Origin of the sequence: Micromonospora peucetia (assembly GCF_900091625.1) — a bacterium.
Taxonomy (GTDB): domain Bacteria; phylum Actinomycetota; class Actinomycetes; order Mycobacteriales; family Micromonosporaceae; genus Micromonospora; species Micromonospora peucetia.
Map to the genome: position 1 here is coordinate 143,041 of NZ_FMIC01000002.1, position 23,133 is coordinate 166,173.

General features: G+C 74.5%; 19 protein-coding genes and 1 pseudogene. 11 read left to right on the forward strand and 9 right to left on the reverse strand.

Translation table 11 applies throughout. From position 1 onward, the window contains the following. Nucleotides 1-55: 55 nt before the first annotated feature. From GA0070608_RS01195 to GA0070608_RS01210, 4 genes are all read left to right on the forward strand, one after another. Nucleotides 56-724, forward strand: coding sequence for a class I SAM-dependent methyltransferase (locus tag GA0070608_RS01195; RefSeq protein ID WP_091620084.1), 669 nt, complete (start codon nucleotides 56-58; stop codon nucleotides 722-724). Nucleotides 725-733: 9 nt separating this feature from the next. Next, nucleotides 734-1,897 (forward strand): cytochrome P450, encoded by a 1,164-nt coding sequence (locus GA0070608_RS01200; protein ID WP_091620086.1) that lies wholly within the window; start codon nucleotides 734-736, stop codon nucleotides 1,895-1,897. Nucleotides 1,898-2,508: 611 nt separating this feature from the next. Beyond that, nucleotides 2,509-3,441, forward strand: a complete 933-nt coding sequence (locus tag GA0070608_RS01205; RefSeq protein WP_091620089.1) for an ATP-binding cassette domain-containing protein — start codon at nucleotides 2,509-2,511, stop codon at nucleotides 3,439-3,441. After that, nucleotides 3,438-4,190, forward strand: coding sequence for an ABC transporter permease subunit (locus tag GA0070608_RS01210; RefSeq protein ID WP_141719391.1), 753 nt, complete (start codon nucleotides 3,438-3,440; stop codon nucleotides 4,188-4,190). Before GA0070608_RS01205 ends, GA0070608_RS01210 begins: the two co-directional genes overlap by 4 nt. Nucleotides 4,191-4,292: 102 nt before the next feature. Here the strand turns inward: GA0070608_RS01210 and GA0070608_RS01215 are convergent, their stop codons facing one another. The 4 genes from GA0070608_RS01215 to GA0070608_RS01230 all read right to left on the reverse strand — a co-directional run bounded on the left by GA0070608_RS01215 (nucleotide 4,293) and on the right by GA0070608_RS01230 (nucleotide 8,661). Beyond that, on the reverse strand, nucleotides 4,293-4,970 hold the full coding sequence (locus GA0070608_RS01215; protein WP_091620092.1) for a response regulator: 678 nt from the start codon (nucleotides 4,968-4,970) through the stop codon (nucleotides 4,293-4,295). Continuing rightward, nucleotides 4,967-6,568 carry a sensor histidine kinase gene (locus GA0070608_RS01220; protein ID WP_245715654.1) on the reverse strand — a complete coding sequence of 534 codons (1,602 nt, stop codon included), beginning with the start codon at nucleotides 6,566-6,568 and terminating at the stop codon, nucleotides 4,967-4,969. The genes GA0070608_RS01215 and GA0070608_RS01220 overlap by 4 nt, the downstream gene beginning before the upstream one ends. 54 nt (nucleotides 6,569-6,622) lie before the next feature. Continuing rightward, nucleotides 6,623-7,327: a dethiobiotin synthase gene (gene bioD / locus GA0070608_RS01225; RefSeq protein ID WP_091634058.1), complete on the reverse strand. Its 705-nt coding sequence runs from the start codon at nucleotides 7,325-7,327 to the stop codon at nucleotides 6,623-6,625. Between the two features lie 197 nt (nucleotides 7,328-7,524). Next, a complete protein-coding gene (locus GA0070608_RS01230) occupies nucleotides 7,525-8,661 on the reverse strand; it encodes an 8-amino-7-oxononanoate synthase (RefSeq protein ID WP_091634063.1) in 1,137 nt (378 codons plus the stop codon). Between the two features lie 156 nt (nucleotides 8,662-8,817). On the opposite strand from GA0070608_RS01230, the gene bioB reads away from it, so the two are divergent. From bioB to GA0070608_RS01245, 3 genes are read left to right on the forward strand one after another with little or no spacing between them, the layout of a single operon-like run. Further along, nucleotides 8,818-9,813 (forward strand): biotin synthase BioB, encoded by a 996-nt coding sequence (bioB, locus tag GA0070608_RS01235; protein WP_091620098.1) that lies wholly within the window; start codon nucleotides 8,818-8,820, stop codon nucleotides 9,811-9,813. Nucleotides 9,814-9,821: 8 nt separating this feature from the next. After that, the gene (gene bsaP, locus GA0070608_RS01240; protein WP_091634070.1) at nucleotides 9,822-10,046 is read left to right on the forward strand and encodes a biotin synthase auxiliary protein BsaP; all 225 of its coding nucleotides are present in this window, start codon (nucleotides 9,822-9,824) and stop codon (nucleotides 10,044-10,046) included. Nucleotides 10,047-10,051: 5 nt separating this feature from the next. Next, nucleotides 10,052-10,558 (forward strand): GNAT family N-acetyltransferase, encoded by a 507-nt coding sequence (locus GA0070608_RS01245; RefSeq protein WP_091620101.1) that lies wholly within the window; start codon nucleotides 10,052-10,054, stop codon nucleotides 10,556-10,558. Nucleotides 10,559-10,636: 78 nt separating this feature from the next. Here the strand turns inward: GA0070608_RS01245 and GA0070608_RS01250 are convergent, their stop codons facing one another. After that, entirely contained in the window at nucleotides 10,637-11,188 is a 552-nt protein-coding gene (locus GA0070608_RS01250) for a DUF488 domain-containing protein (protein WP_091620105.1), read from the reverse strand. A 126-nt stretch (nucleotides 11,189-11,314) separates the two neighbouring features. Here GA0070608_RS01250 and GA0070608_RS01255 point away from each other — a divergent pair, with 126 nt between their 5' ends. Then, nucleotides 11,315-12,274, forward strand: a complete 960-nt coding sequence (locus GA0070608_RS01255; RefSeq protein ID WP_245715655.1) for an endonuclease domain-containing protein — start codon at nucleotides 11,315-11,317, stop codon at nucleotides 12,272-12,274. 140 nt (nucleotides 12,275-12,414) lie between these two features. Here GA0070608_RS01255 and GA0070608_RS01260 read toward each other — a convergent pair whose 3' ends face one another. Then, nucleotides 12,415-15,375: a glycoside hydrolase family 9 protein gene (locus GA0070608_RS01260; RefSeq protein WP_091620110.1), complete on the reverse strand. Its 2,961-nt coding sequence runs from the start codon at nucleotides 15,373-15,375 to the stop codon at nucleotides 12,415-12,417. 442 nt (nucleotides 15,376-15,817) lie between these two features. Here GA0070608_RS01260 and GA0070608_RS01265 point away from each other — a divergent pair, with 442 nt between their 5' ends. Then, nucleotides 15,818-17,383: an aldehyde dehydrogenase family protein gene (locus tag GA0070608_RS01265; RefSeq protein ID WP_091620113.1), complete on the forward strand. Its 1,566-nt coding sequence runs from the start codon at nucleotides 15,818-15,820 to the stop codon at nucleotides 17,381-17,383. 76 nt (nucleotides 17,384-17,459) lie between these two features. Here the strand turns inward: GA0070608_RS01265 and GA0070608_RS01270 are convergent, their stop codons facing one another. Next, nucleotides 17,460-18,509, reverse strand: a complete 1,050-nt coding sequence (locus tag GA0070608_RS01270) for a GNAT family N-acetyltransferase (protein ID WP_091620116.1) — start codon at nucleotides 18,507-18,509, stop codon at nucleotides 17,460-17,462. 123 nt (nucleotides 18,510-18,632) lie between these two features. Beyond that, nucleotides 18,633-19,334: an ACT domain-containing protein gene (locus tag GA0070608_RS01275; protein WP_091620119.1), complete on the reverse strand. Its 702-nt coding sequence runs from the start codon at nucleotides 19,332-19,334 to the stop codon at nucleotides 18,633-18,635. Between the two features lie 151 nt (nucleotides 19,335-19,485). Between GA0070608_RS01275 and GA0070608_RS01280 the strand changes: the two genes are divergently transcribed. Both GA0070608_RS01280 and GA0070608_RS01285 read left to right on the forward strand, forming a co-directional pair. Continuing rightward, nucleotides 19,486-20,574, forward strand: a complete 1,089-nt coding sequence (locus GA0070608_RS01280; RefSeq protein WP_091620122.1) for a phosphotransferase family protein — start codon at nucleotides 19,486-19,488, stop codon at nucleotides 20,572-20,574. After that, nucleotides 20,574-21,797, forward strand: a complete 1,224-nt coding sequence (locus GA0070608_RS01285; RefSeq protein WP_091620126.1) for an acyl-CoA dehydrogenase family protein — start codon at nucleotides 20,574-20,576, stop codon at nucleotides 21,795-21,797. Before GA0070608_RS01280 ends, GA0070608_RS01285 begins: the two co-directional genes overlap by 1 nt. Before the next feature lie 256 nt (nucleotides 21,798-22,053). Here the strand turns inward: GA0070608_RS01285 and GA0070608_RS01290 are convergent. Continuing rightward, nucleotides 22,054-23,099: pseudogene (locus GA0070608_RS01290) on the reverse strand (LacI family DNA-binding transcriptional regulator). Nucleotides 23,100-23,133: the final 34 nt, after the last annotated feature.

Below are 23,133 nucleotides of genomic sequence, written 5' to 3' on the forward strand. Positions count from 1 at the left end.
CGCTGCCGGGGTGGCGCCGGTCGCCGGGCGCGGGCGGCGGGGGACAATCTCCGGCGTGTCCGAACTCTCCGCCGCCTTCGTCCGGCTGCACGCCAGCCTCGCCCCGGTCGCCTTCGTCCCCGAGGTGCGGCTGCACCAGGCGGACGACGCCGTCGGGCTGTGGGAGTTGACGGAAGGTGAGTTCCGCAGCGCGCAGCCGCCGCCGTTCTGGGCCTTCGCCTGGGCCGGCGGGCAGGCGTTGGCCCGGTACGTAACCGATCACCCGGAGCTGGTCGCCGGCCGCCGGGTGCTCGACCTCGCCGCCGGCTCCGGTCTGGTCGCCATCGCCGCCGCGCGGGCCGGCGCCGCCGCCGTGCGCGCGGTGGAGATCGACGAGCTGGCCGTCGCGGCCGTCACAATCAACGCCGAGGCCAACGGGGTACGCGTCGACGCGGAGCTCGGCGACATCCTCGACGGTGACGCCGCGGGGGCCGAGGTGGTGCTGGCCGGGGACGTGTTCTACAGCCAGGCGATGGCCAACCGGGTGCTGCGATTCCTGCTCCGGGCCGCCCGCGCCGGGGCCCGGGTGCTCGTCGGCGACCCCGGCCGGGCCTTCCTGCCGCACGACCGCTTCGACGAGCTGGCCGGGTACGACGTGCCGGTGCCCGAGACGCTGGAGAGCGTACGGGTGAAGCGCACCACGGTGTGGCAGTTGCGGGCCGGACTGCCGGGGGCGGGCCGCTAGCGTGTCGGCGTGCTGTTCCGGAGCTGGGCGCAGACCGCCGACGCGCGCTGGCCGGATGTGGCCCGGGTGCCCGACCACGTGGGTGTCGCGCACCTGGTCGTGACCCGGCACGCCCTGGTCCGCCGGGTGCTCGCCGATCCGGCGACGTACCGGCCGGACAACGCGCTGGACGCGGTGACCCCGATCCCGGTGTCCGCGCTGCGGGTGCTGGCCGGGCACCGGTTCCGGTTGCCGCCGACCCTGGCGAACAACGGTGGCGCCAGCCATCCGGCGATCCGGGCGATCGTCGCCGACGCCCTGCACCCGACGCGGGTCGCCGCGCAGCGGCCCTGGCTGACCGGGCTGGTCCAGGAACGCGTCGGCCGGATCGACGCCACCCTGGACGCCGGCGGACCGGTGGACCTGCACGCCGAGCTCGCCGCCGACCTGCCGCTGCTGGTGCTGGCCCGGCTGGTCGAGCTGCCGGACGCGCCGGTCGGCGCGGTGAAGGAGTTCGCCCGCGCCGCGCTGGAGCTGTTCTGGGCGCCGCTGGACGTGGGACGGCAGCAGGCTCTCGCCGCCGAGGTGGGCCGTTTCCACCGGGTGCTGCGCGAGTTCGCCGCGACCGGGGGTGGACTGGCCGGGTCGTTGCGGGCCGCCGGGCACCCGCCCGACGTGCTGGTCGGCGCGCTGTTCTTCCTGCTGGTGGCCGGTCAGGAGACCACCTCGCAGTTCCTCACCCTGCTGCTGCACCGGCTGGCCGGCGAACCGGCCGTGCTGGCCGGGCTGCGCGCCGGCACCGTCACGGTCGCCGACGTGGTCGAGGAGGGACTGCGGTTGGAGCCGCCGATCGTCACCTGGCGGCGGGTGGCGGCGGTGGACACCACGCTGGGCGGGACGGCGGTGCCGGCGGGCACCAGCATCGTGCTCTGGCTGGCCCGCGCCGGCCGGGACCCGGCCATCGTGGACGCCCCGGACGAGTTCCGGCCCGGCCAGCGCGGCTCCCGCCGGCACCTGGCCTTCGGGGCGGGCACGCACCGCTGCGTCGGCGACCAGCTCGCCCGCATGGAGGCGGCGGTGGTGGTCGCCGAGACCGCTCCGCTGCTGGACCGGGTCACCGTGCTCCGCGAGCCGTGGTGCCCGGACAACCTCACCTTCCGGATGCCCGACGCCTTCGTCGTCCGCCGCCGCTGAACCGGCACGCCCGGTTTCGCGCGCCTGGGCGCGCCTCACCCCACCACCCTGCGCCGTGCGCACCACCAGCCCGGCACCGGCCGGCACGAACCGGACAGCCCCGCCCGCCGAAGCCGGCTGCGCAGACGGGATGGGCGCGGCCCCACGAAAAGCCCCACTGCCTGCGGTGGTGACGCGCTAGCACCCCTTGTGATCAGGACGCCATGGACGTTACCCGGCAGCTTTTAGGTCCATGGCGTCCTGATCACAAAGGATTGGGCCGAGTGTTTCCTGGCTGCCCCCGGCGGTCGGCGGACAATTCGGGCGGGGATGGGCCCAACGTGTCAGGGCGGCTGCCCGTCCGCCGAAACACCCCGCGGCCCGACGGTGTCGCAATGCGTCAGGGTGTCGCAACTCGTCGGGGGGCGTCGCAGCACGTCGGCGTCGCAGCGCGTCGGCGTCGCAGCGCGTCGGCGTCGCAGCGCGTCGGCGTCGCAGCGCGTCGGGGGTGACGCAGTGCGTCGTCCTTGCGCCTTGCCGTGTCGGCGGCGGGGAGGACTCGACGAAAGTCAGTGCCGGGTGGTGCCGTTCGGGCGCGGCGGTGGGGCAGGTACCGGACCTAGCGTCGGCGCATGATCACATTGCGTGGGTTGACCAAGCGGTTCGGGGGCACGACTGCTGTCGACGCCCTGACCGTCGACATCGGGCCCGGCCGGGTCACCGGGTTCCTCGGCCCGAACGGCGCGGGCAAGTCCACCACGATGCGGATGGTTCTGGGGCTGGACCGGCCCAGCGCCGGACAGGCGCTCGTGCGCGGACGGTCGTACCGGGAGCTGCGGCGACCGTTGCACGAGGTCGGCGCGCTGCTCGACGCCCGGGCCGTCCACCCCGCCCGGTCGGGTCGGGCACACCTGCTCGCGATGGCCCGCAGCAACGGGATACCCGACCGCCGGGTGGACGAGGTGCTCGCCGTCGTGGGGCTGGACGCCCGCGCGGCGGCGAAGCCGGGTCGTACCCTCTCCCTCGGCATGGGCCAGCGGCTCGGGATCGCCGGCGCGCTGCTCGGCGACCCGCCGGTGCTGATGTTCGACGAGCCGGTCAACGGCCTCGACCCGGACGGAGTGCGCTGGGTCCGACAGCTGATGCGGTCCCTGGCAGACGAGGGCCGGACGGTCTTCGTCTCCAGCCACCTGATGACCGAGATGCAGCTCACCGCCGACCGGCTGGTGGTGATCGGCCGGGGGCGTCTGCTCGCCGACGCGCCGATCGACGAGGTGATCGCCGGCAGCGCGGTGGCCGTACGGGTGCGCAGCCCGCAGCCGGCCGGCCTCGCCGCACTCACCGAGCGGCTCACCGCCGCCGGGGCCGGCGTCGAACCGGCCGGCCCGGACGAGCTGACCGTCACCGGCGCCACCGTCGAGCGGATCGGCGACGTGGCGTACGAGCTGGGTGTGCGGTTGCACGAGCTGAGCCCGCACGGGGCGTCCCTGGAACATGCCTTCATGGAACTGACCGCCGACAGCGTCGAGTACGCCGGCACCCCGACCCGGAACGAGGCACGATGAACACGATCTCCGCCGAGTGGACCAAGGTGTGGTCCGTTCGTTCCACCTGGTGGTCGTTGCTGGCCGGGGTGCTGCTGATGGCCGCGACCGCCGGTCAACTGGCCATCTACGCCGCCAACGCGAACACCAACGACAACCCGGCCGACGACGCCGGGATCGTCACCGTCGGCAGCATCGTGATCGGCTCGGTCGGGCTGACCCAGTACGCCGTACTGGCGCTGGGCCTGCTCGTGATCACCAGCGAGTTCACCAGCGGCACGATCCGTACCACCCTCCAGTGCACGCCGTCGCGCGGTCGCGTACTGCTGGCCAAGGCCGCCGTGACGGGGACGGTGACGTTCGTGCTCGGGCTGCTCCTCGGCGTGGTCGGCGCGGCGGTCGCCGGGCCGGTGCTCGGCCGGTGGGGCACCGCGCCCACCGGCGGCACCATCGGCGACGTCCTCGCGGTGGCGGCCTACCTGGCATTGGTCAGCGTGCTGGCCCTCGGGCTCGGCGCGGCCCTGCGCAGCGCGGTGCTCGCCCTGACCGTGCTCGTCGCCACGCTGATGATCGTCCCGCTGTCGTTGCAGGAGCCGGACATCGCCGTGCTGAACCGGATCGCCGACGCCTTCCCGGGGGTCGCCGGGGGGCACTTCCTGGCCGGGGACACCGACCCGTACCCGGCGCCCGTCGGGTTGCTGCTGCTCGCCGGGTGGGCCGGCGCGGCGCTACTGCTGGGCCGCGCCGCGTTGCGCCGCCGGAACGCGTGAGGCGCGGGAACGCGTGAGGCGCGGGAACGCGTGAGGCGCGGGAACGCGTGAGGCGCGGGAACGCGTGAGGCGCGGGAACGCGTGAGGCGCGGGTGGGGCTGGTCAGCCGGTCGGCTCGACCAGCCCCGCCTCGTACGCGAGGATCGCCGCCTGCACCCGGTTGCGCACCTCCAGCCGGGTGAAGACGCTCGTCAGGTAGCTCTTCACGGTCCCCTCGACCAGATGCAGCCGGCGGGCGATCTCGGCGTTGGACAGCCCGGCCCCGACCAGCGCGAGGACCTCCCGCTCCCGCTCGGTCAGCCCGGCCAGCCGGTCCCTGGCCATCGGCCGGCGGGCCATCCGGTCACCGCCCAGCTCGATCACCCGGCGGGCCACCCGCGGCGACAGGTACGCGCCGCCGTCGGCCACGGCATGCACCCCGGCGATCAGCTCGCGCGGGTCGCCGGCCTTGAGCAGGAAACCGCTCGCCCCGTGCCCGAGCGCCCGGACGACATGGTCGTCCTCGCCGAACGTGGTCAGCATGACCGTCGCCGTCTCCGGCACGAGCCGGCGGATCTCGGCGGCGGCGCTGAGCCCGTCCAGCTTGGGCATCCGGATGTCCAGCAGCGCCACCCGGGGCCGGTGTGCCCGGACGAGTTCCACCGCGGTCCGGCCGTCACCGGCCTCGGCCACCACCTCGATCCCCGGGTCGGTGGCCAGGATGGCCCGGACGCCGGCCCGGATCATCGCCTCGTCGTCGACGAGGACGACCCGCACCGGGCCGGCCGTTTCGGTGTTCATCCGTCGATCCGCTCCTTGCTGACCAGTCGGCCCTCGACGAAGCAGAGCCGCCACGTCGGCTGGGCCAGGGGGAAGTTACCGTCGGTGTAGTGCTCGCAGCCGGGGCGTGCCGTCCCGGCCGGCGGGTCGAGCTGCCGCCGGGGCAGCCCGGTCAGCTCGGCACGGGCCGCGCCGACGGGCATCCGCGCGAAGGCCCCGTCGTCGAGGACCGTCCCGGCGGTGGCGACCGGGTAGTAGACCAGCGCGAGGACCAGCGCGAGCCCCACCGGGGCACCGAGCGCCGTCAGCAGGCTGCGCCGGACCCGCCGGTGGGCGTCGCGCAGCCGCCGCTCGGCGTCGCCCGGCCCCTCCCCCGGCTGGCCACCGGCCGCAGGCCACCGGTCCGGCGCCTGGAGCAGGTCGCCCTCGGGCGGCGGGAGGACGTCGGCTTCCGGCCGGCCGGTCACCGGCAGCCGGGCGCGCACGGCGAAGCCGCCGCCGTCCCGGTGACCGGCCGCCAGGGCGCCACCGGCGAGTCGTACCCGCTCGGTGAGGGCGAGCAGGCCGGACCCGGTTGACGGCGGGCCGGGCAGCGGGCCGGCCGGCGGTGGCGCGTTGACGACGGCCACCTCTACCTGGTCGCCGTCCCGGGTCAGCACGACGGTGACCGCCGCGCCGGGGGCGTATCGGGCGGCGTTGGTCAGCGCCTCCCGGACCAACCGGTGTGCGGCGTGCGCGGCCATCGGTGACAGCTGCGCCAGGGCGTCCGCGCCGTCCAGGCGCACCGCCACGCCCGCCTCCCGGGCCCCGTCGACCAGCTCGGCGACACTCTCGTCGGCCGGCCGGGTGCTCGCCGCGCCGTCCGGCTCCCGGAGCACCCCGATGATCCCGTGCAGCCGTTCGGTGGCGGCGGCGACGCTGGCCCGCAACTCCCCGGCGGCGACCCGGTGCCGGGGGGCGAGGTCGCCGGCGACCTCCAGGGCGGCGGCGCGCAGGGCGATCAGGCTCAGGTCGTGCCCGAGCGAGTCGTGCATCTCCTGGGCGATGCGGGCCCGCTCCCGCAGCCGGATCCGCTCGGCGGTGCCCCGCCGCTCCCGGTCCCGCGCCTCGGCGTGCCGGCGGCCGGCGTCGGCCAGGACGGCCTGCTGCCGCCGGTACCGCCCGACGAGCCACGGGAACACCCCGGCGAAGAGCAGCACCGAGGCGAGCAGGAACCAGGTGGCCGCGCCGGTGCCGAACAGGCCCAGGTTGAGCACTGTGCCACCGGCCGCGAGCACGCCGAAGGCGACGGCGGCCGGGACGGCGGTGGCGCTGCGGCGACCGGTCAGATAGCTGAACACCGGGATCGCGAAGAGGAAGTTGCCGTCGAGCAGCGACCCGAGCACCACCACGACCAGGGCGGCCACCGGCCATCGCCGGCTGACCGCCACCGCCACGGCGAGCAGCAGCAGTGCGCCGACCGTCAGGGCCGTGGCATGCCCCGAGTGTGGCGGGGTGACGCCGGCGTACCCGATCGGGGCGGCGGTCGTCACCCACAGGAGCAGGTCCGCGGTCCACCGCCGGACGGCCGGCCGGGACCACCGACCGCCGCCGACGCGAGCGGACCACCAGCTTTCCACGGCGGCCAGGCTACCCACGCCCGACCTGCGGCGACACCAACGAAAGTCAGGTGCTCAGCTGATCTCCTCGGCCCACGCACGCCAGTCGTCGAGCACCCCGTACAGCTCCGGGGTGAGCCAGCCGGGCGCGGACCGGCGGAACACCCCCGGATCCATCGCCCCGGCACCGGCCGGCAGGGCGCCCAGCAGGTTCGGCACCAGGTCGGGCAGGTTGGCCCAGTGCACCAGCTCGGGCGTGGCCGGCCAGGCGCCGACCACCACGCCGGCCGGCACCGCCCGGCGGTCCAACGCCTCCAGCGTCAGCGCGGTGTGGTTCAGGGTGCCCAGTCCTGCCCGGGCCACCACCACGGCCGGGCAGCCCAGCGCCACCGCCAGGTCGGCCACCGTCCAGGCCTCCCCCGAGGGCCGCAGCCCCATCGGTACGAGCAGGCCGCCCGCGCCCTCGACGAGCACCAGGTCGTGCTTGTCGGCCTCCTCGCGGACCGCGTCGACAACGGTGTACAGCTCCAGCGGCTCCAGCTCGGCGACCCGGGCCGCGGCCAGCGGGGCGAGCGGGTCAGGGAAGCTGGCCAGGGTCCGGCCGGTCAGCGGGGCGGCCAGCCGGTTGACCGCGTCGACGTCACCGGGCTCGCCGCTGGCCGTACCCGTCTGGGCGGGTTTGACCACCGAGACCCGCAGCCCGGCCGCCTGCGCGGCGGCCGTGATCGCCGCGGTGACCACCGTCTTGCCCACGTCGGTGTCGGTGCCGGTCACCAGCACCGGCCCGCGCCACGGCCCGCTCACGGTGCCACCGCTGTTCGCGACTGCGGGGCTCGCAAACCCGGCTCACTCCTCGCGCTCACGGCGCAACCCTTGTTCGCGACTGCGAGGCTCGCAAACCCGGCTCACTCCTCGCGCTCACGGTGCCACCTCGGCTCGCGACTGCGGGGCTCGCAAACCCGGCTCACTCCTCGCGCTCACGGTGCACACTCCACGATGACCTCCAGGGCCCGCTCGAAGTCCGCCCGGGGGATGCCGGCGCCGATGGTCAGCCTCAGCCGGGACCGGCTGTCCGGTGTGGACGGGGGCCGGAAGCATCCGACGGCCACCCCCCGGTCGCGGCAGTCGGCCGCCCAGGCGGTCGCCGCCTCCGGGCCGGGGGCGGTGACCGAGACGACCGCGCCGTCGGGGACGGAGACCGCCAGTCCGGCGGTGTTCAGCCGGCGCGCGGCCAGGGCGGCCCGGTCGGCCAGTTCCGCGCGCAGGTCGTCGCCGGCGCGGGCCAGCCCGACGGCGGCGTGCACGCCGGCAGCCACGGCCGGGGGCAGCGCGGTGTCGAAGATGAAGGTCCGGCCGGTCTCGATCACGTGCCGGACGAACGCCGCCGGCCCGGCGACCACCCCACCCGCGCCGCCGAGGGCCTTGGAGAGGGTGGCGGTGACGACCACGTCGGGCTGACCGGCGAGGCCGGCTGCGGCGACGCCCCCGGCGCCCGCCGGGCCGGTCACGCCGAGGGCGTGCGCGTCGTCGACGAGCAGCAGCGCGCCGTGCTCCCGGGCGACGGCGTGCAGCCGGGCCAGCGGGGCGAGGTCGCCGTCGACGGAGAAGACCGACTCGGTGACGACCACGGCCGGCCGGCCGGGCGCGGCGGCGAGCGCGGCGGCGACCGCCGCGACGTCGGCGTGCGGGGTCACCACGGTCTCCGCGCCGGAGATCCGGCAGCCGTCGATCAGGGACGCGTGGTTGTGGGCGTCGGAGACGAGCAGCGTACGGGGCCGCACCAGCGCCCGGACCGCGCCGAGATTGGCCAGGTAGCCGGAGGAGAAGACGAGCGCCCGCTCGGCGCCGAGCCAGTCGGCGAGGGCGTCCTCGAGCGCGTGGTGGGCATCGGTGGAGCCGCGCACCAGCCGCGAACCGGTGGCCCCCAGTCCGTACGCCGACAGGGCCCGCGCCGCCGCGGCGGTGACCTCGGGGTGGGTGGCCAGGCCGAGGTAGTCGTTGCCGGCCAGGTCGACCACGGCGTCGTCGGCGGCCCGGGGTCGCAGCCGGCGGGTCAGCCCCGCCTTGGCGCGCAGTTCGGCGCGGCGGTCGAGCGCCGCCAGCCAGTCCGCCACCGTCACCCCCACGCCGCCTGCGCCGACCGTCGTCGGCCGCTTCCGCCGGGCGAAATTACCACCTGTCGGCCCGGGCCCGGCGTGTCCACCCCCGGCGTCGGCGGCCCGGCACGCGGGCCGTTTCTCCCGGCCAGGCGGCCTTGTATGGTACGAGCCATGCCAGAGATCCTCGACCAGGCCCGAACCCAGGTGCTGGAGAACGGCGTCGGTCTCGACGAGGCCGGCGTCCTCGCCGTGCTGAACCTGCCCGACGAGCACCTGCCCGCCGCCCTCCAGCTCGCCCACGAGGTGCGGATGCGCTGGTGCGGCCCGGAGGTGGAGGTCGAGGGGATCGTCTCGCTGAAGACGGGCGGCTGCCCGGAGGACTGCCACTTCTGCTCGCAGTCCGGCCTGTTCACCTCCCCGGTACGGGCCGTCTGGCTGGACATCCCCTCCCTGGTCGAGGCGGCCCGGCAGACGGCGGCGACCGGGGCGACGGAGTTCTGCATCGTGGCCGCCGTGCGCGGCCCGGACGCCCGGCTGATGAAGCAGCTGCGCGAGGGCGTCGCCGCGATCAAGGCCGAGGTCGACATCCAGGTGGCCGCGTCGCTGGGCATGCTCAGCCAGGAGCAGGTCGACGACATGGTCGACATGGGCGTGCACCGCTACAACCACAATCTGGAGACCTGCCGCTCCTACTTCCCGAACGTGGTCACCACGCACTCCTGGGAGGAGCGCTGGGAGACCCTGCGGATGGTCCGCGAGTCCGGCATGGAGGTCTGCTGCGGCGGCATCCTGGGCCTCGGCGAGACGGTGGAGCAGCGGGCCGAGTTCGCCGCGCAGCTCGCCGAGCTGGACCCGCACGAGGTTCCGCTGAACTTCCTCAACCCGCGCCCCGGCACCCCGCTGAGCGACCGGCCGGTGGTGGAGGGCAAGGACGCGTTGCGCGCCATCGCCGCCTTCCGGCTGGCCATGCCGCGCACCATCCTGCGGTACGCGGGCGGCCGGGAGCTCACCCTCGGTGACCTCGGCACCCGCGAGGGCCTGCTCGGCGGCATCAACGCGGTAATCGTCGGCAACTACCTGACCACCCTGGGCCGGCCGGCGACAGCCGACCTGGACCTGCTCGACGACCTGAAGATGCCGGTCAAGGCGCTCTCCGCGACGCTGTGAGCAATCCGGTGACGACGAGTGACGCGGCGACAGCAGCCGGCAGTGCGGCGCCGGCCGCCTGGTGTGACCGTTGCGGCGAGGCCGTGGCGGTCGGGTCGCACGACGGCTGCGCGGCGGCCCGGGTGCTGGAGCCGCCGCGCTTCTGCGCGTACTGCCGCCGCCGGATGAAGGTGCAGGTGCTGCCGGTCGGTTGGGCGGCGGTCTGCGTCGAGCACGGCGAGATCAGGGGCTGAGGCGGATGCTGCGGGGCCGGACAGTGACCCTGCGGCCGGCGACGGCCGGGGACGTGCCGACGCTAGCCGCGATCCGGGCCACCCCGGAGGTCCGACGCTGGTGGCGCGGCGGCGACGACCTGCCCGCCGCCGTCCGGGCCGACCTCGCCGACGAGGCCCTGTCGGTGTACGCCGTCGAACACGACGGCCGGGTGGTCGGCGCGATCCAGTGGCACGCCGAGGAGGACCCGGACTACCGGCACGCCAGCATGGACATCTTCCTCGACCCGGCGGTACGCGGCGCCGGGCTGGGCGGGGACGCGATCCGCACCCTGGCCCGGCACCTGATCGACGAGCACGGCCACCACCGGTTCACCATCGACCCGGCGGCGGCGAACACGGCGGCCATCCGGGCGTACGCGAAGATCGGCTTCCGGCCCGTCGGGTTGCTGCGCCGCTACGAACGCGGCGAGGACGGGCGGTGGCACGACGGGCTGCTGATGGATTTGCTCGCCGAGGACCTGGCCGACTGAACCGACCGTCGACTGAACCGACCGTCGACTGAACCGCGAGCCGGACGTGCCGCCCCGACGCGCGGCTCCGCATGTCGGTCACCCGTCCCAGACGAGGTCGCCGTCGGCCAGCCTGCCGTCGCCGTCGGCCAGCCTGCGGGCGCCGTCGGCGGGGCGGTGCGGGGTGAGCCGGCCGTCGGGCATCAGGTGGGCCACCGGCACGCCGTGCCCCAGCACGGCGACGTCGGCGATCAGCCGCCGGTGGCAACGCCACCAGAGGCTCTCGCTGCACATCACCGCCGTGGTCCGGGCCGCCGCGTCGGCCAGCACCGCGTCCAGCGCCGACCGGAATCCGGCGGTACGGGTGTACGCCGCGTACGCCCGGAAGGCGGCGACGGTCCACCAGCTGTCCGGCTCGTCGGCGCCGGCCGGGGTGTGCCGCCGGCCGCCGAGGCGCTGCTCCCAGCGGTAGTCCACGCCAACCGCCGGCAGCCAGCGGGCCAGCTCCTCCCGGCGTACGTCGGGGTTGGTCCGGCTGGCCGGGAACCGCCGCACATCCACGACGAGCGCGACCCCGGCGCCGGTCAGCAGCCCGCCCAGCCGCTCCCGGTCCGCCGCCCCGTGCCCCACCGTCAGCAACGCCTCTCCCATGGTGTGCGGATGCCCCGAATCTTGGACAGTTACCGTCCCCGTGGAACGGAAACTGTCCAAGATCCGTGAGCGGGGCGGTCGGAGATCCGGCGGTGAAGGGCGGGACAGGCGGCGAGGGTGGGTGGGGTGCACCCCACCCTTCCGGCCGACGAGGCCGACGTGCTCGACTGGCTGGCGTTCGAACAGGCCGGCGTCGTCACCACCGCCCAGTTGACCCGGTCGCTGACCGAGGGCACCGTACGCGGACGGGTTCGCTCCGGGCGTTGGCGCTCGATCTGCCGGGGCGTCGTGCTGATGGGCAACGGCCGGCTCACCCGCGACCAGCAGTTGTGGGTGGCAGTGCTCGCCGCAGGTCCCGGGGCCGTACTGGCCGGCCCGACGGCTGCCGCCGAGGCGGGCGTACGAGGGCTGCGGCGCGAGCCGCTGCACGTGCTCGTGCCGGCGCACCGGCGGGCGGGCCGCACCGTACTGGGCCGGCTGCCGATCGACATGCCGGCGGTCGTCGTGCACCGCGCGTCGGTGCTGCCGTCGACGCATCTACAGCGCGCCCGTCCGCCGCGCACCACCACCGCCCGGGCACTGGTGGACGCGGCCGGCTGGGCTCGTACCGTGGACCAGGCGCAGGTGACGCTGGCGGCCGGCTGTCAGCAGCGACGGGTCACGCCGGAGGAGTTGTCGGCGGTGTTGGACGTGCTGCCCCGGGCTCCTCGGCGGGCGTTGATCCGGCAGACCGCGGCCGACATCGCCGGCGGCGCGGAGGCGCTCTCGGAGATCGACTTCGTCCGGCTGTGCCGCCGCCATGGCCTGCCCGCGCCCCACCTCCAGCAGCGGCGCGCCGACGCCTCCGGGCGGACCCGGTGGCTCGACGCGTACTGGCGGGAGTGGGGATTGCACGTCGAGATCGACGGGGCGCACCACATGGACGTCCGGCACTGGGCGGCCGACATGAGGCGCCAGAACGACGTCTGGACCTCCGGGGACCGCATCCTCCGCTTCCCGGCGTGGCTGGTCCGCGCCCGCCCCGACGAGGTCGCCGACTCCGTCCGCCGCGCCCTGACCGCAGCCGGCTGGCGGCCCGAAAAGTAGATCTTGGACAGTTGCCGTCCTCGGAGAACGGCAACTGTCCAAGATCTCAGGCGGCGGTCCGCGTTCATCATGTCGCGGGTCTGCGCGTCCAGGGCGCCGGCGGTTTGGCGTCATCGCCTGCGCCACCTGTCGCCGCCGGGTCAGGAGACGGTGCAGGGGGTGCCGTTGAGGGTGAACGCGGCGGGCTTCGGGTTCGATCCGGTGTGGGTGCCGTTGAAGCCGAAGCTCGTCGACGCCCCCGGCGCGAGCCTGCCGTTGTAGGAGATGTTGGTGGCGGTGACCGCGGTGCCGGTCTGGGTGTAGGTCGCCGACCAGCCCTGGCCGACCCGCTGACCGGCGTTGGGGAAGCTGAAGGCGAGCGTCCAGCCGTCGATGGTGGTCGTGCCGGTGTTGGTGACGGTGACGTTCGCGGTGAAGCCGGTGTCCCAGGTGCTGGCCGTCCAGCTCACCGAACAACCGCCGGACGCGGGCAGCTCAGGTGTGGTGACGGCGACCGGTGCGGACGCCGCCGAGGCGTTGCCGGCGGCGTCCACGGCGACCACGTAGAACTGGTACGCGGTGGCGGCGGTCAGCCCGGTCACCGCCAGCGTGGTGCCGGTGGGCGAGCCGACCAGCGCGTCGGTCGCGCCGGCCTCGCGGTAGACCCGGTACCCGGCGACCCCGACGTTGTCGGTCGACGCGGCCCAGCTCAGGGTGAGCCCGGTGGCGGTGACCGCCGAGGCGGTCGGGGTACCGGGGCGGGTCGGCGCGACCGTGTCGGGGGCCGGCGCGGCGGGCGTGGTCACCTCGGCCACGGGCGAGGCGGCCGACCGGTTGCCGGCACCGTCGCGGGCCCGGACCGAGAAGCGGTACGTCCGCTCGGGCAGCAGCCCCGTCACCGCCAGCGAGTTGGTGGCCGAGTTGAGCAGGACGAGCGCGTCGCTGCCGACCTGTGCCTGGGTGACCTCGTAGCCGGCCAGCCCGCTGCCGCCAGTGTCGGTGGACGCGGGCCAGGTGAGGGTCAGCCCGGTCGCGGTGACGGCCGAGGCGACGGGGGCGCCGGGAACGCTCGGCGCGGTGCTGTCCGGGGTGCCCGGCGCGGGCTCGTCACCCCAGACCCGGGTGGCGCCGGAGTAGAGCGTGACCTTCCGGTTCGGTCCCGCCGCCGCCTGGTACGACGGGTCGTTCGTCGGGTCCCAGGTGCCGCCCTCGGGCACCCCGATCTTGAACTGCACCTCCATCCGGTGCTGCGACTGCCCGGCGGGCGCGATGGTGTGCCCGGTGCAGTCCACCTCGACGTACCAGATGTCGCCGCTGTGCTGGCGGGCCGTGGACGGCGACGGGCAGCCCTGGGTGTAGCCGGGGGTGACCGTGACCGGGCCGGTGCCGTCGGGGCGGAAGTAGTAGCGGAACTTCCCGGCGGTCAGGGCGCGGGCCGGGAACGCCGACCTGTTGTAGACGATGGCCTTGAGGCCGGTGGCGCGCGGCTCGGCCTGCATCACCGTGGTCTCCACGGTCAGCTCGTCGATGTCCGGCGTCTCGGCCTGCGGGAATCCGGCCAGCGGGGTGCCGCCGTACTCCTGGGAGAGCCGGGCCAGCGCGGAGGTGAAGCCGGCGTTGTAGTCGGTGGCGACCTCGTTCATCACGTAGTCCGACCGGCTGTCGGTGTACGCGTCGTTGGCCGCCGACGGACCGCCGACCAGCGCGCCGTGGAGGGTGTGCCGGGTCTCGGCGGGCACGGTCTGGCTGTCCCACCAGGAGCCGTGCGCGGTGCGGTGGTGCGGGTTCTTCGGGAAGTTGGCCCCGAAGCCGATGACGTAGCTGGAGGCGCGCGGGTTGTCGCCGAGCGCGTAGTTGATCTGCCGGACGGCGAAGTCGTGGTAGCGGGCCTTGCGGGTGGCGTCGGTGGTCCTGTCGCTGTAGACGAGGGCGGCGAAGGAGGTGTTCGCGGCGTAGCGCAGCGCCCCCCACGAGTCGAGCACGGCCATCCCGCCGGGCGAGTACGGCACCCGCTGCCCGTTGACGCCGACGGTCCAGTAGTCCAGCCAGCGGTTGGCGTCGTCGACGTACTTCTGCCTGCCGGTCAGGTTGGCCAGCAGCACGTACGCCCCGAACTGCTTGTTGTCCCAGGCGATGGTCCACTTGTAGGAGCGGGTGGTGCTCTGGTTCTCGGTGCCGAGCCTGTCGTACTCGCTCTCGGCCTTGGCGAGATAGGCCGGGTCGCCGGTGGCCCGGTGCAGCCAGATGGCGGCCCAGACCAGCTCGTCCTGCCAGCCGCTCCAGGAGCGGTAGAAGCTGGTCGCGTCGGTGATGCACTCGTGGTAGCTCTTCCGCACGGTGTCGGCGAAGGTGTAGAGCTGCCTGGCGTGCCCCAGCAGCCGGTCGGCGTAGGTCGCGTCGGTGGGCCGGAAGACCATCGACGACGCGGCCATCGCCGCCGCCGTCTCCCCGGCCAGGTCCGCGCCGCCGCAGCTCGCATCGATCTTGTACGCGGGCCGCGCCATCGGCAGCACCTCAGCCGGGCCCCACCACCGGTGGTCGTCGTCGCCCCTGCCGACCTGCCCGTAGAGGACGTTGGGCGCCGGGTGTGCCCGGATGAAGTAGTCGTTGACGAACCGCAGGTTGTTCAGCAGGTGCGGCAGCTGGCCGGAGGCGACGTAACCATTGCGGTATTCGACGGCGCCCCAGGCGAGCATGGTGGCGCTGGACGCCATCGGGAAGCCGAACTTGACGTGGTCGCCGGCGTCGTACCAGCCGCCGGTGAGGTCGAGCCCGACGTCGGCGCCGTCGGTGAGCGCGGAGTCGCCGCGCCAGGAGACCCGGTTCCAGGCCGGCAGCGGGCCGGACTGCTGCGCCTCGTAGAAGTAGAGCGACTTCTGTAGCGCCTCGGCGTAGTTGAAGACGGGGGTGGCATTCGCGGTCCGCGGTGGGCTGGCGGAGGCGGGAGTGGCGTTCACGGTCCGCGCCGGGCCAGCGGAGGCAGAGTCGGAGGCAGGGGCGGCGGAGGCGGGCACGGGGGTGACCGCGAGGGCGAGGCCGGCGGCGAGGGCCGTGCCGGCGGCCAGCAGGCGGCGGGCCCAGGGCTGGTCGGCCGGCCGACACGGGCGTCTCGGGTGGCGCATGACGGTGCTCCTGTCGGTGGCGTCGCCGGCAGCACCGGGACGGCGCGCGGACCTACGGGCGGGACGTGCCGGCGAGGGTGAAGGGGTGCGACCACGGGCCCGGGAGCGCTCCCATGGATAATCGACAATATAAAGCGGCGGCCGCCGATTTGGGAAGGGCGCCCGGGACGGGCCACCCGCTCACAGGCGCCGACGGGAAAGCCCTTACCCGCGCACCGGAGATTCGTCACATCATCGATACGCGTTGATGCCGATTCCTCGTACATGCAGGTCCTGGCCCTGGAAGGCGACCGGAAACGCGCGTCCCGGCCGGGACGGCGCGGGCCTGGCGTTCCGGCATACGAACGTACTGTTGCCGGCCCCTTCCCGGCGCGCGACAGTACGCCACATCAGCGGTGCCATCGACGTTGCCGCTCCCCCGGCCAACCCTGAGGAGATCGCGATGGCTCTACGACTCGCCGACGGCACCGCCTGGTCCGACACCCTCGCCCGCGCGGTGGCCGCCGCGCCGGAGGCGTTCGGGCCCCCGGTCGACGGTGTCACCACCCTGCACAACCTCGTTCGCGGCGACTGGCACCCGGTGGGCTCACCCAGCCCGGTCCGTACGCCGGTCGACAACACCGTGCTGGTCAACCTGGCCCGCCTCGACGCCGGGTCCGCCCGCGCCGCGGTCGCGCACGCCGCCGCGGCGCACCGGGTCTGGGCCGACACCCCGCTCGCCGAACGCAAGGCCCGGGTCACCGACGCCCTGGAGGCGCTCACCGCCCACCGCGACCTGCTCGCCCTGCTGCTGGTCTGGGAGATCGGCAAGCCGTGGCGGCTGGCCTGCGCCGACGTGGACCGGGCGCTGGACGGCGTCCGCTGGTACGTCGACGAGATCGACCGGATGCTCGCCGACGGCCGGGAGCCGCTGCCGGGACCGGTCAGCAACATCGCGTCGTGGAACTACCCGATGAGTGTGCTCGTGCACGCCGAGCTGGTGCAGCTGCTCGCCGGCAACGCGGTCATCGCGAAGACCCCGACACAGGGCGGGGCGGTCTGCCTCACCGTCGCGCACGCGCTGATGCGCCGGGCCGGGCTGCCCGCCACCCTGGTATCCGGCGGCGGCGAGGAGCTGTCCGAGGTGCTGGTCCGGGCACCGGAGATCGGCGCGGTGGCGTTCGTCGGCGGGCGCTCCAACGGTGGCAAGGTCGCCGCCGCGCTGCTCGACTCCGACAAGCGGCACTTCATCGAGCAGGAGGGCCTGAACGCCTGGGGCATCTGGAACTTCTCCCAGTGGGACCTGCTCGCCGGGCACCTCAAGAAGGGCTTCGAGTACGGCAAGCAGCGCTGCACCGCGTACCCGAGGTTCGTGGTCCAGCGGGACCTCGTCGACGAGTTCCTCGACATGTACCTGCCAGTGGTGCGTTCCGTCCGGTTCGGACACCCGCTCGCGGTGGACGAGACCTGGCGGGCCGGCGACCCGCTGCCCGAGCTGGACTTCGGCCCGCTGATCAGCGCCGCCAAGGCCGCCGAGCTGCGCCGCAAGGTCGACGAGGCGGTACGCGGCGGCGCGGTGCCGCTGCACCGGGGCAAGCTGCGCGGTGCGCCGTTCCTCGACGGGCAGGACAGCTCGGCGTACGTCGCCCCGTCGGTGCTGCTGGCCCCGCCCGGCCGGTCCCGGCTGATGCACGCCGAGCCGTTCGGCCCGGTCGACACCATCGTCGTGGTGGACACCACCGACGAACTGCTGGCCGCGATGAACGCCTCGAACGGCGCGCTGGTCGCCTCGCTGGCCTGCGACGACGAGGAACTGGCCGGCAAGCTCGCGGTCGACCTCCAGGCGTTCAAGGTGGGCATCAACAAGCCACGCTCCCGGGGCGACCGGGACGAGCCGTTCGGTGGCCGGGGCGCGTCCTGGAAGGGCGCCTTCGTCGGTGGCGACCTGCTGGTGCAGGCGGTCACCCAGGGCGGCGCCGACCGCCTCTACGGCAACTTCCCCGACTACAACAGCTACCCGACCACCTGAGCTGCACGGAGGGGCACCCTGTTGACGCGTTCCGCTGGCAGGGTGCCCCTCCTGACGCCCGACGACAGGTCACAGCTCAGCCGTGCCGCGCGGACGCGCCCGCTACGAGCGGAACGGTCAGGGTCACCAGGGAGCCGTCCCGCTCGGTCGGGGTGGGCCGGCCGAGCCGCCGCACGGTACGCAGCATCGGGGCGTTCCCGGCGTGGACGTGCAGCACCAGGGCCGCGTAGCCGGCCTGCTCGGCGTGCCGGACCAGCCGGCGCAGCAGGGCCGAGCCGAGGCCCCGCCGCTGCCAGTCGTCGCGGACCAGCAGCGCCACCTCGGCCTCGTCGCCCTCGGCGAGCAGGTTCGCCATCGCCACCACCGACTCCGTCGCCCCGGCGTCGGCGGTCGTGGCGAGCAGGGTCACGCCCCGGGCCGGCTCCAGCAGCCGGCGCAGCCGGGCCGGCGAGGGCACCGCCGCCCCGCCCAGGTAGCGGCGGTGCCGGCTGCACGCCGAGCATCCCTCGTGCAGTTCGACCACGCCAGGCAGGTCGCCCGCGGTCGCCGGTCGTACGGCCGCCTCGGCGCCGTCGGGCAACACCAGGGTGACCCGCTCCGCGGCCCGGCGCACGATGGCGTCCGACAGCTCGACCAGGGCCTGGGCCCGGGCGTACTCGGCCGGGGTGAAGCCCGGCACGGCGCGGCGCAACGCAAACGACCCGCCGGCCGGGTCGTCCAGCAGCATGGTGGTGTCGGCGAGCCCGCAGCCGGAGCCGGCCGACGCGGGTCGCCAGGTGACCGCGTCCGCGCCGAGCAGGGTGCGCAGCGCCTCCCCGATCGCGTCCGGATCGCGCACCAGGCGGGTGGCCAGGCCGAGCGACCGGGTGGGCTGGTCGACGAGCCCGCGCGCCTCGCTGCGCGCGACCCAGCAGTCCCGGCCCCGCCCCCGTTCCACGGCGGCGACGAGGTCGGCCTCGTCGAGCGTGTCCGGCGCGTCGACCAGGAAGTCGTCGACGGCGCCCCACTCGGTGGTGTGCACCTGCACGGCGAGGATGTTGACTCCTCGCAACGCCAGGCTCGCCGTCAGCACCGACAGGTAGCCCGGCCGGTCGTCCACGGTCGCCCGGATCCGCCACAGCGTCATGGTTCACTCCCTTCCCCGGTACGACCCTCGCCGGTGGCTGTTGCGGGCCGGTTGCCCGGGGGTGACGGCTCCGGTTCGGCCGCGCGACCTGCGCCACACCGACCGCCGTCCGGACGGCCAGGCTCAGGGGTTCGCGGCCACCGGCGGCGCACCGACCAGGTCGAGCCGGTCGCCGAGGATCACCGCGGCGGCCCGGACGAGCTGCGCCAGCCGGTCCACCTCCGTGGCGTGGAAGGCTGCCGCGGCCGGCGTTCCGGCACGCTCCCGGGCCACCACCAGCACCAGGCCGGCGCGACCGAACGGCGCCACCGCGAAGTGTCCGCCGGGCGCACTGATCGCCCGGGCGCGCAGCGGGGTCACCTCCGGCAGCGGCGGCGGTACGGGCGCGCGCCAGCTCGCGTACCCGACGGTTGCCTCCCCGGCGGCGCCGGTCCGGGCGGCCCAGTCCACCGGCACCACGGCGGCGACCGCCCAGTCCGCCGCGAGCAGCCCGGGGACGGCGTCGACCAGGATGGCGACGCCCTCGACCGGGTTGGCCGCGACCTGAGCCAGCAGTTCGGCGTCCTGCCCGGAGGTGGTGGGTGCCCCGATCGCCCGCCACACCCCGTCCACCCGGACGCCGGGGATCGCCGCCAGCCCGGCCAGCAGCCGCTCGACCCGTGCCGCTCCCGGCCAGACCACGGTGAAGTCGTCCACCGCCCGCCCGCCGAGGCGCTCCAGGACGATCACCTGGACAATGTCGGCACCGCAGACGCCCATGGTGCGGGCCACCTGACCGAGCGTGCCCGGACGGTCCGGCAGGGTGACCCGAACTCGCAGCAACATGTCTTGACCCTCCGCTGGGCGGGCCGGCGCGGCTGGCCGGCAGGCTGGGCCCCAGCCTGGCCGGTGGCCGTTTCGCCCCTGTTGCCGCAGCATGTCCCGAGGGTCAACTCCTGACCTTGACAACATGGCGGAGCTGCCATCAACTATTCGGATGACCGAGCCGGCCGTCGACGCGTACGGGCCGGGCAGTGTCCCTGCTCCCGCCGCGTCCCCCCGAGGGCTGGATCTCGACCGGCTCGCCGATTACCTGGCCCGACACCGGCCCGAGCTGGCCGAGGGTCCGCTGCGGGCCCGGCTGATCGCCGGCGGCAAGTCCAACCTGACCTACCTGTTGGGTGTCGGCGAGCGGGAGGTGGTGCTGCGCCGCCCGCCGCTCGGGCATGTGCTGGCCACCGCGCACGACATGGCCCGGGAGTACCGGGTGATCTCCGCGCTGGCGCCGACCGAGGTGCCGGTGCCCGGTGCGCTGCTGCTCTGCGAGGACGCCGAGGTGATCGGGGCACCCTTCTACCTGATGGAGCGGGTACGCGGCGAGGTGTTCCGCACCCGCGCCCAGACCGATCCGCTCACCGCCGACCAGCGGCGGGAGCTGGCGCTGGCGATGATGGACACCCTCGCCGCGCTGCACGCGGTCGAGCCCGCCTCGATCGGGCTGGCCGACTTCGGCCGGCCGGAGGGTTATCTCGCGAGGCAGGTCCGCCGGTGGGCCGGCCAGCTGGACCGGTCCCGCAGCCGGCCGCTGCCCGGCATCGAGGAGCTGCGCGACCTGCTCGCCGGCACCGTGCCGGAGGGCGCGAACGCCGGCCGGATCGTGCACGGCGACTACCGGCTGGACAACCTCCTCGCCACCGTCGACCCGGTGGCGGTGCGGGCCGTGCTCGACTGGGAGATGGCCACCCTCGGCGACCCGCTGGCCGACCTGGGGCTGCTGCTCACCTACTGGGAGGTGCTCGGCGGCAGCGACTCGGCCGTCGACAACCCGGTCGCCGACGGGCTCGGCCCGCGCGCCGGGTTCCCCACCGGGTCGGAGCTGATCGAGCGGTACGCCGGGCGCGGCGACATCGACGTCGGGCCCTTGCACTGGCACGTCGCACTCGGCTGTTTCAAGCTCGCGGTGATCTGCGAGGGCATCCACTACCGGCACACGCTCGGGCAGACGCTGGGCGAGGGCTTCGACCGGATCGGCGAGATGGTGGCACCGCTGGTCGAACACGGGCTGACCGCCGCCAGGGAGCGTTGATGGACTTCGCCTACGACACCCGCACCGAGCAGTTGCGGGCCGCGCTGACCGCGTTCCTGGACGAGCACGTCTACCCGGCGGAGGCGGTGCACGCCGCGCAGGTGGCAGCCGCCGGCGACCCGTGGGCCCGCTCCCCGGTGATGACCGAGTTGAAGGCCGAGGCGCGCGAGCGCGGCCTGTGGAATCTCTTCCTGCCCGACCCGCGCCACGGTGCCGGGCTGACCAACCTCCAGTACGCTCCGCTGGCCGAGCTGACCGGGCGCAGCCCGCACCTGGCCCCGGAGGCGCTCAACTGCGCCGCGCCGGACACCGGCAACATGGAGCTGCTCGCCGAGTTCGGCTCGCCGGAGCAGCAGGAGCGCTGGCTGCGTCCGCTGCTGGCGGGCGAGATCCGCTCGGCGTTCTGCATGACCGAGCCGGAGGTGGCGTCCTCGGACGCGACAAACATCGCCACCCGGATCACCCGCGACGGCGACCACTACGTGATCAACGGACGCAAGTGGTGGTCGTCGGGGGCGATGGACCCGCGCTGCGAGATCTTCATCGTGATGGGCAAGACCGACCCGGCGGCCGACCGACACCGCCAGCAGAGCATGATCCTGGTGCCGCGGGACGCTCCCGGCGTCACAGTGCGCCGGGGCATGACGGTGTTCGGCTACAGCGACGCCTCACACGGCGGCCACGCCGAGATCGACTTCACCGACGTCCGCGTACCGGCGGCGAACCTGGTCGGGGCGGAGGGCACCGGTTTCGCAATCGCCCAGGCCCGGCTCGGCCCCGGCCGGATCCACCACTGCATGCGGCTGGTCGGCATGGCGGAGCGGGCTCTGGAGCTGCTCTGCCGGCGGGCGATCGAGCGGGTCGCGTTCGGCCGGCCGCTCGCCGAACAGGGCGTGGTACGCGAGTGGATCGCCGAGTCGCGGGTGCGCATCGAGCAGGCCCGCCTGCTGGTGCTCAAGACCGCCTGGCTGATGGACACGGTCGGCAACAAGGGCGCGCACACCGAGATCCAGGCCATCAAGATCGCCACTCCCGCCATGGCCGAGTGGGTGATCGACAAGGCCATCCAGGCGTACGGCGGGGCCGGCGTCAGCCAGGACACCCCACTGGCCGCCCTCTGGGCCCAGTCCCGCACCCTGCGCCTCGCCGACGGCCCCGACGAAGTGCACCGTTCCTCGCTGGCCAAGCGCGAACTACGCCGCTGGACCCCGTCCCCCGCCTAACCCACTCCCCGCCCCCGCCCCTCCCCACCGTCACGCCGTTCGCACCCTCACGCCGTCGCACCCTCACGTCGTCGATCTTGCACTTTGTGCCCCCGCGTCGTCGATCTTGCACTTTGTGTCCCCGTCATGCGAATAATGTCCAAAATGCCCGGGCCGTAAATGCAAGATCGACGGCGCGGGGCGGTCACCGCGCGGGGCGGTCACCGCGCGGAGAGGGGACCGCACGGAGAGGGGACCGCGCGGGGAGGGGGTGGGGTTAGGCGGAGGCACGTTCGACGAGTTGGGTGTCGAGCAGGATGTGGGGGACGGGAGTTCGTCGCCACGGATGCGGGAGACCAGCAGGCGGGCCATCTGCCGGCCCATCTCCTCCACCGGCTGGTGGACGGTGGTCAGCGGTGGCTCGGACTGCCGGGCGATGGCGGCGTCGTCGAAGCCGATCACCGCCACGTCCTCCGGCACCCGGCGACCCGCCTCGCGCAGCGCGCGCAGCGCCCCGAACGCCATCAGGTCGGAGGCGACGAAGACGGCGTCGAGATCGGGGCAGACCTCCAGCAGCCGGCGCATCCCGGCCGCCCCGCTGCCCTCGCTGAAGTCGCCGTACGTGATCAGGTCGGGGTTGACCCCGCCCCCGGCGGCCCTGACCGCCTCCTTGTAGCCGGTCAGCCGGCCCAGGCCGGCGCCCATGTCCTGGGGGCCGGCGATGGTGGCGATGCGCCGCCGTCCTCGGCCGGCCAGGTGTTCCACCGCCCGCCGGGCGCCGCCGACGTTGTCCACGTCGACGTAGTACGCCGGCTGCGCGCCGGGTTGCAGCATCCGGGCCGGCCGGCCGCCGAGCACGGTGGGCAGGCCGCGCTCCTCCAGCAGGGTGGGCAGCGGGTCGGAGTCGTGCAGCGACAGCAGCAGGACCCCGTCGACGTGCTGGTTGGTCAGGTGGTGCTCGACCCGTTCCCGCTCGATCGGCGACTGCACCATGGCGAGCCAGAGTTGCAACGGGGTCTCCAGCAGCCCCGAGCTGACTCCCCGGACGATGCCGGCGAAGAACGGCTCGGTGAAGACCCGGTCGCCGGATTCCGAGACCACCAGGGCGATGGAGTCGGTGCGCTGGGTGACCAGGGCGCGGGCGGCCCGGTTCGGCACGTACCCCAACTCGGCGATGGCCTGCTGCACCGCGGCGCGCGCCTCGGGGCTCACCTGGGGTGAGCCGTTGACCACCCGGGAGACCGTCCCGCGACCGACGCCGGCGCGGGCGGCGACGGCGTCGAGGGTCGGGCGCCCGAGCGACCGGGTGCGCTGCGTTGTCATTGTCTGCTCCTCCGACGGCGGACCGGCCCCGGCG

Coding starts and splice junctions, on each gene's coding strand:
- GA0070608_RS01205 (WP_091620089.1), top strand. CDS start 2,509: ATGATCACATTGCGTGGGTTGACCAAGCGGTTCGGGGGCACGACTGCT.
- GA0070608_RS01210 (WP_141719391.1), top strand. CDS start 3,438: ATGAACACGATCTCCGCCGAGTGGACCAAGGTGTGGTCCGTTCGTTCC.
- GA0070608_RS01215 (WP_091620092.1), bottom strand. CDS start 4,970: ATGAACACCGAAACGGCCGGCCCGGTGCGGGTCGTCCTCGTCGACGAC.
- bioB (WP_091620098.1), top strand. CDS start 8,818: ATGCCAGAGATCCTCGACCAGGCCCGAACCCAGGTGCTGGAGAACGGC.
- GA0070608_RS01245 (WP_091620101.1), top strand. CDS start 10,052: ATGCTGCGGGGCCGGACAGTGACCCTGCGGCCGGCGACGGCCGGGGAC.
- GA0070608_RS01250 (WP_091620105.1), bottom strand. CDS start 11,188: ATGGGAGAGGCGTTGCTGACGGTGGGGCACGGGGCGGCGGACCGGGAG.
- GA0070608_RS01260 (WP_091620110.1), bottom strand. CDS start 15,375: ATGCGCCACCCGAGACGCCCGTGTCGGCCGGCCGACCAGCCCTGGGCC.
- GA0070608_RS01265 (WP_091620113.1), top strand. CDS start 15,818: ATGGCTCTACGACTCGCCGACGGCACCGCCTGGTCCGACACCCTCGCC.
- GA0070608_RS01270 (WP_091620116.1), bottom strand. CDS start 18,509: ATGACGCTGTGGCGGATCCGGGCGACCGTGGACGACCGGCCGGGCTAC.
- GA0070608_RS01275 (WP_091620119.1), bottom strand. CDS start 19,334: ATGTTGCTGCGAGTTCGGGTCACCCTGCCGGACCGTCCGGGCACGCTC.
- GA0070608_RS01280 (WP_091620122.1), top strand. CDS start 19,486: ATGACCGAGCCGGCCGTCGACGCGTACGGGCCGGGCAGTGTCCCTGCT.
- GA0070608_RS01285 (WP_091620126.1), top strand. CDS start 20,574: ATGGACTTCGCCTACGACACCCGCACCGAGCAGTTGCGGGCCGCGCTG.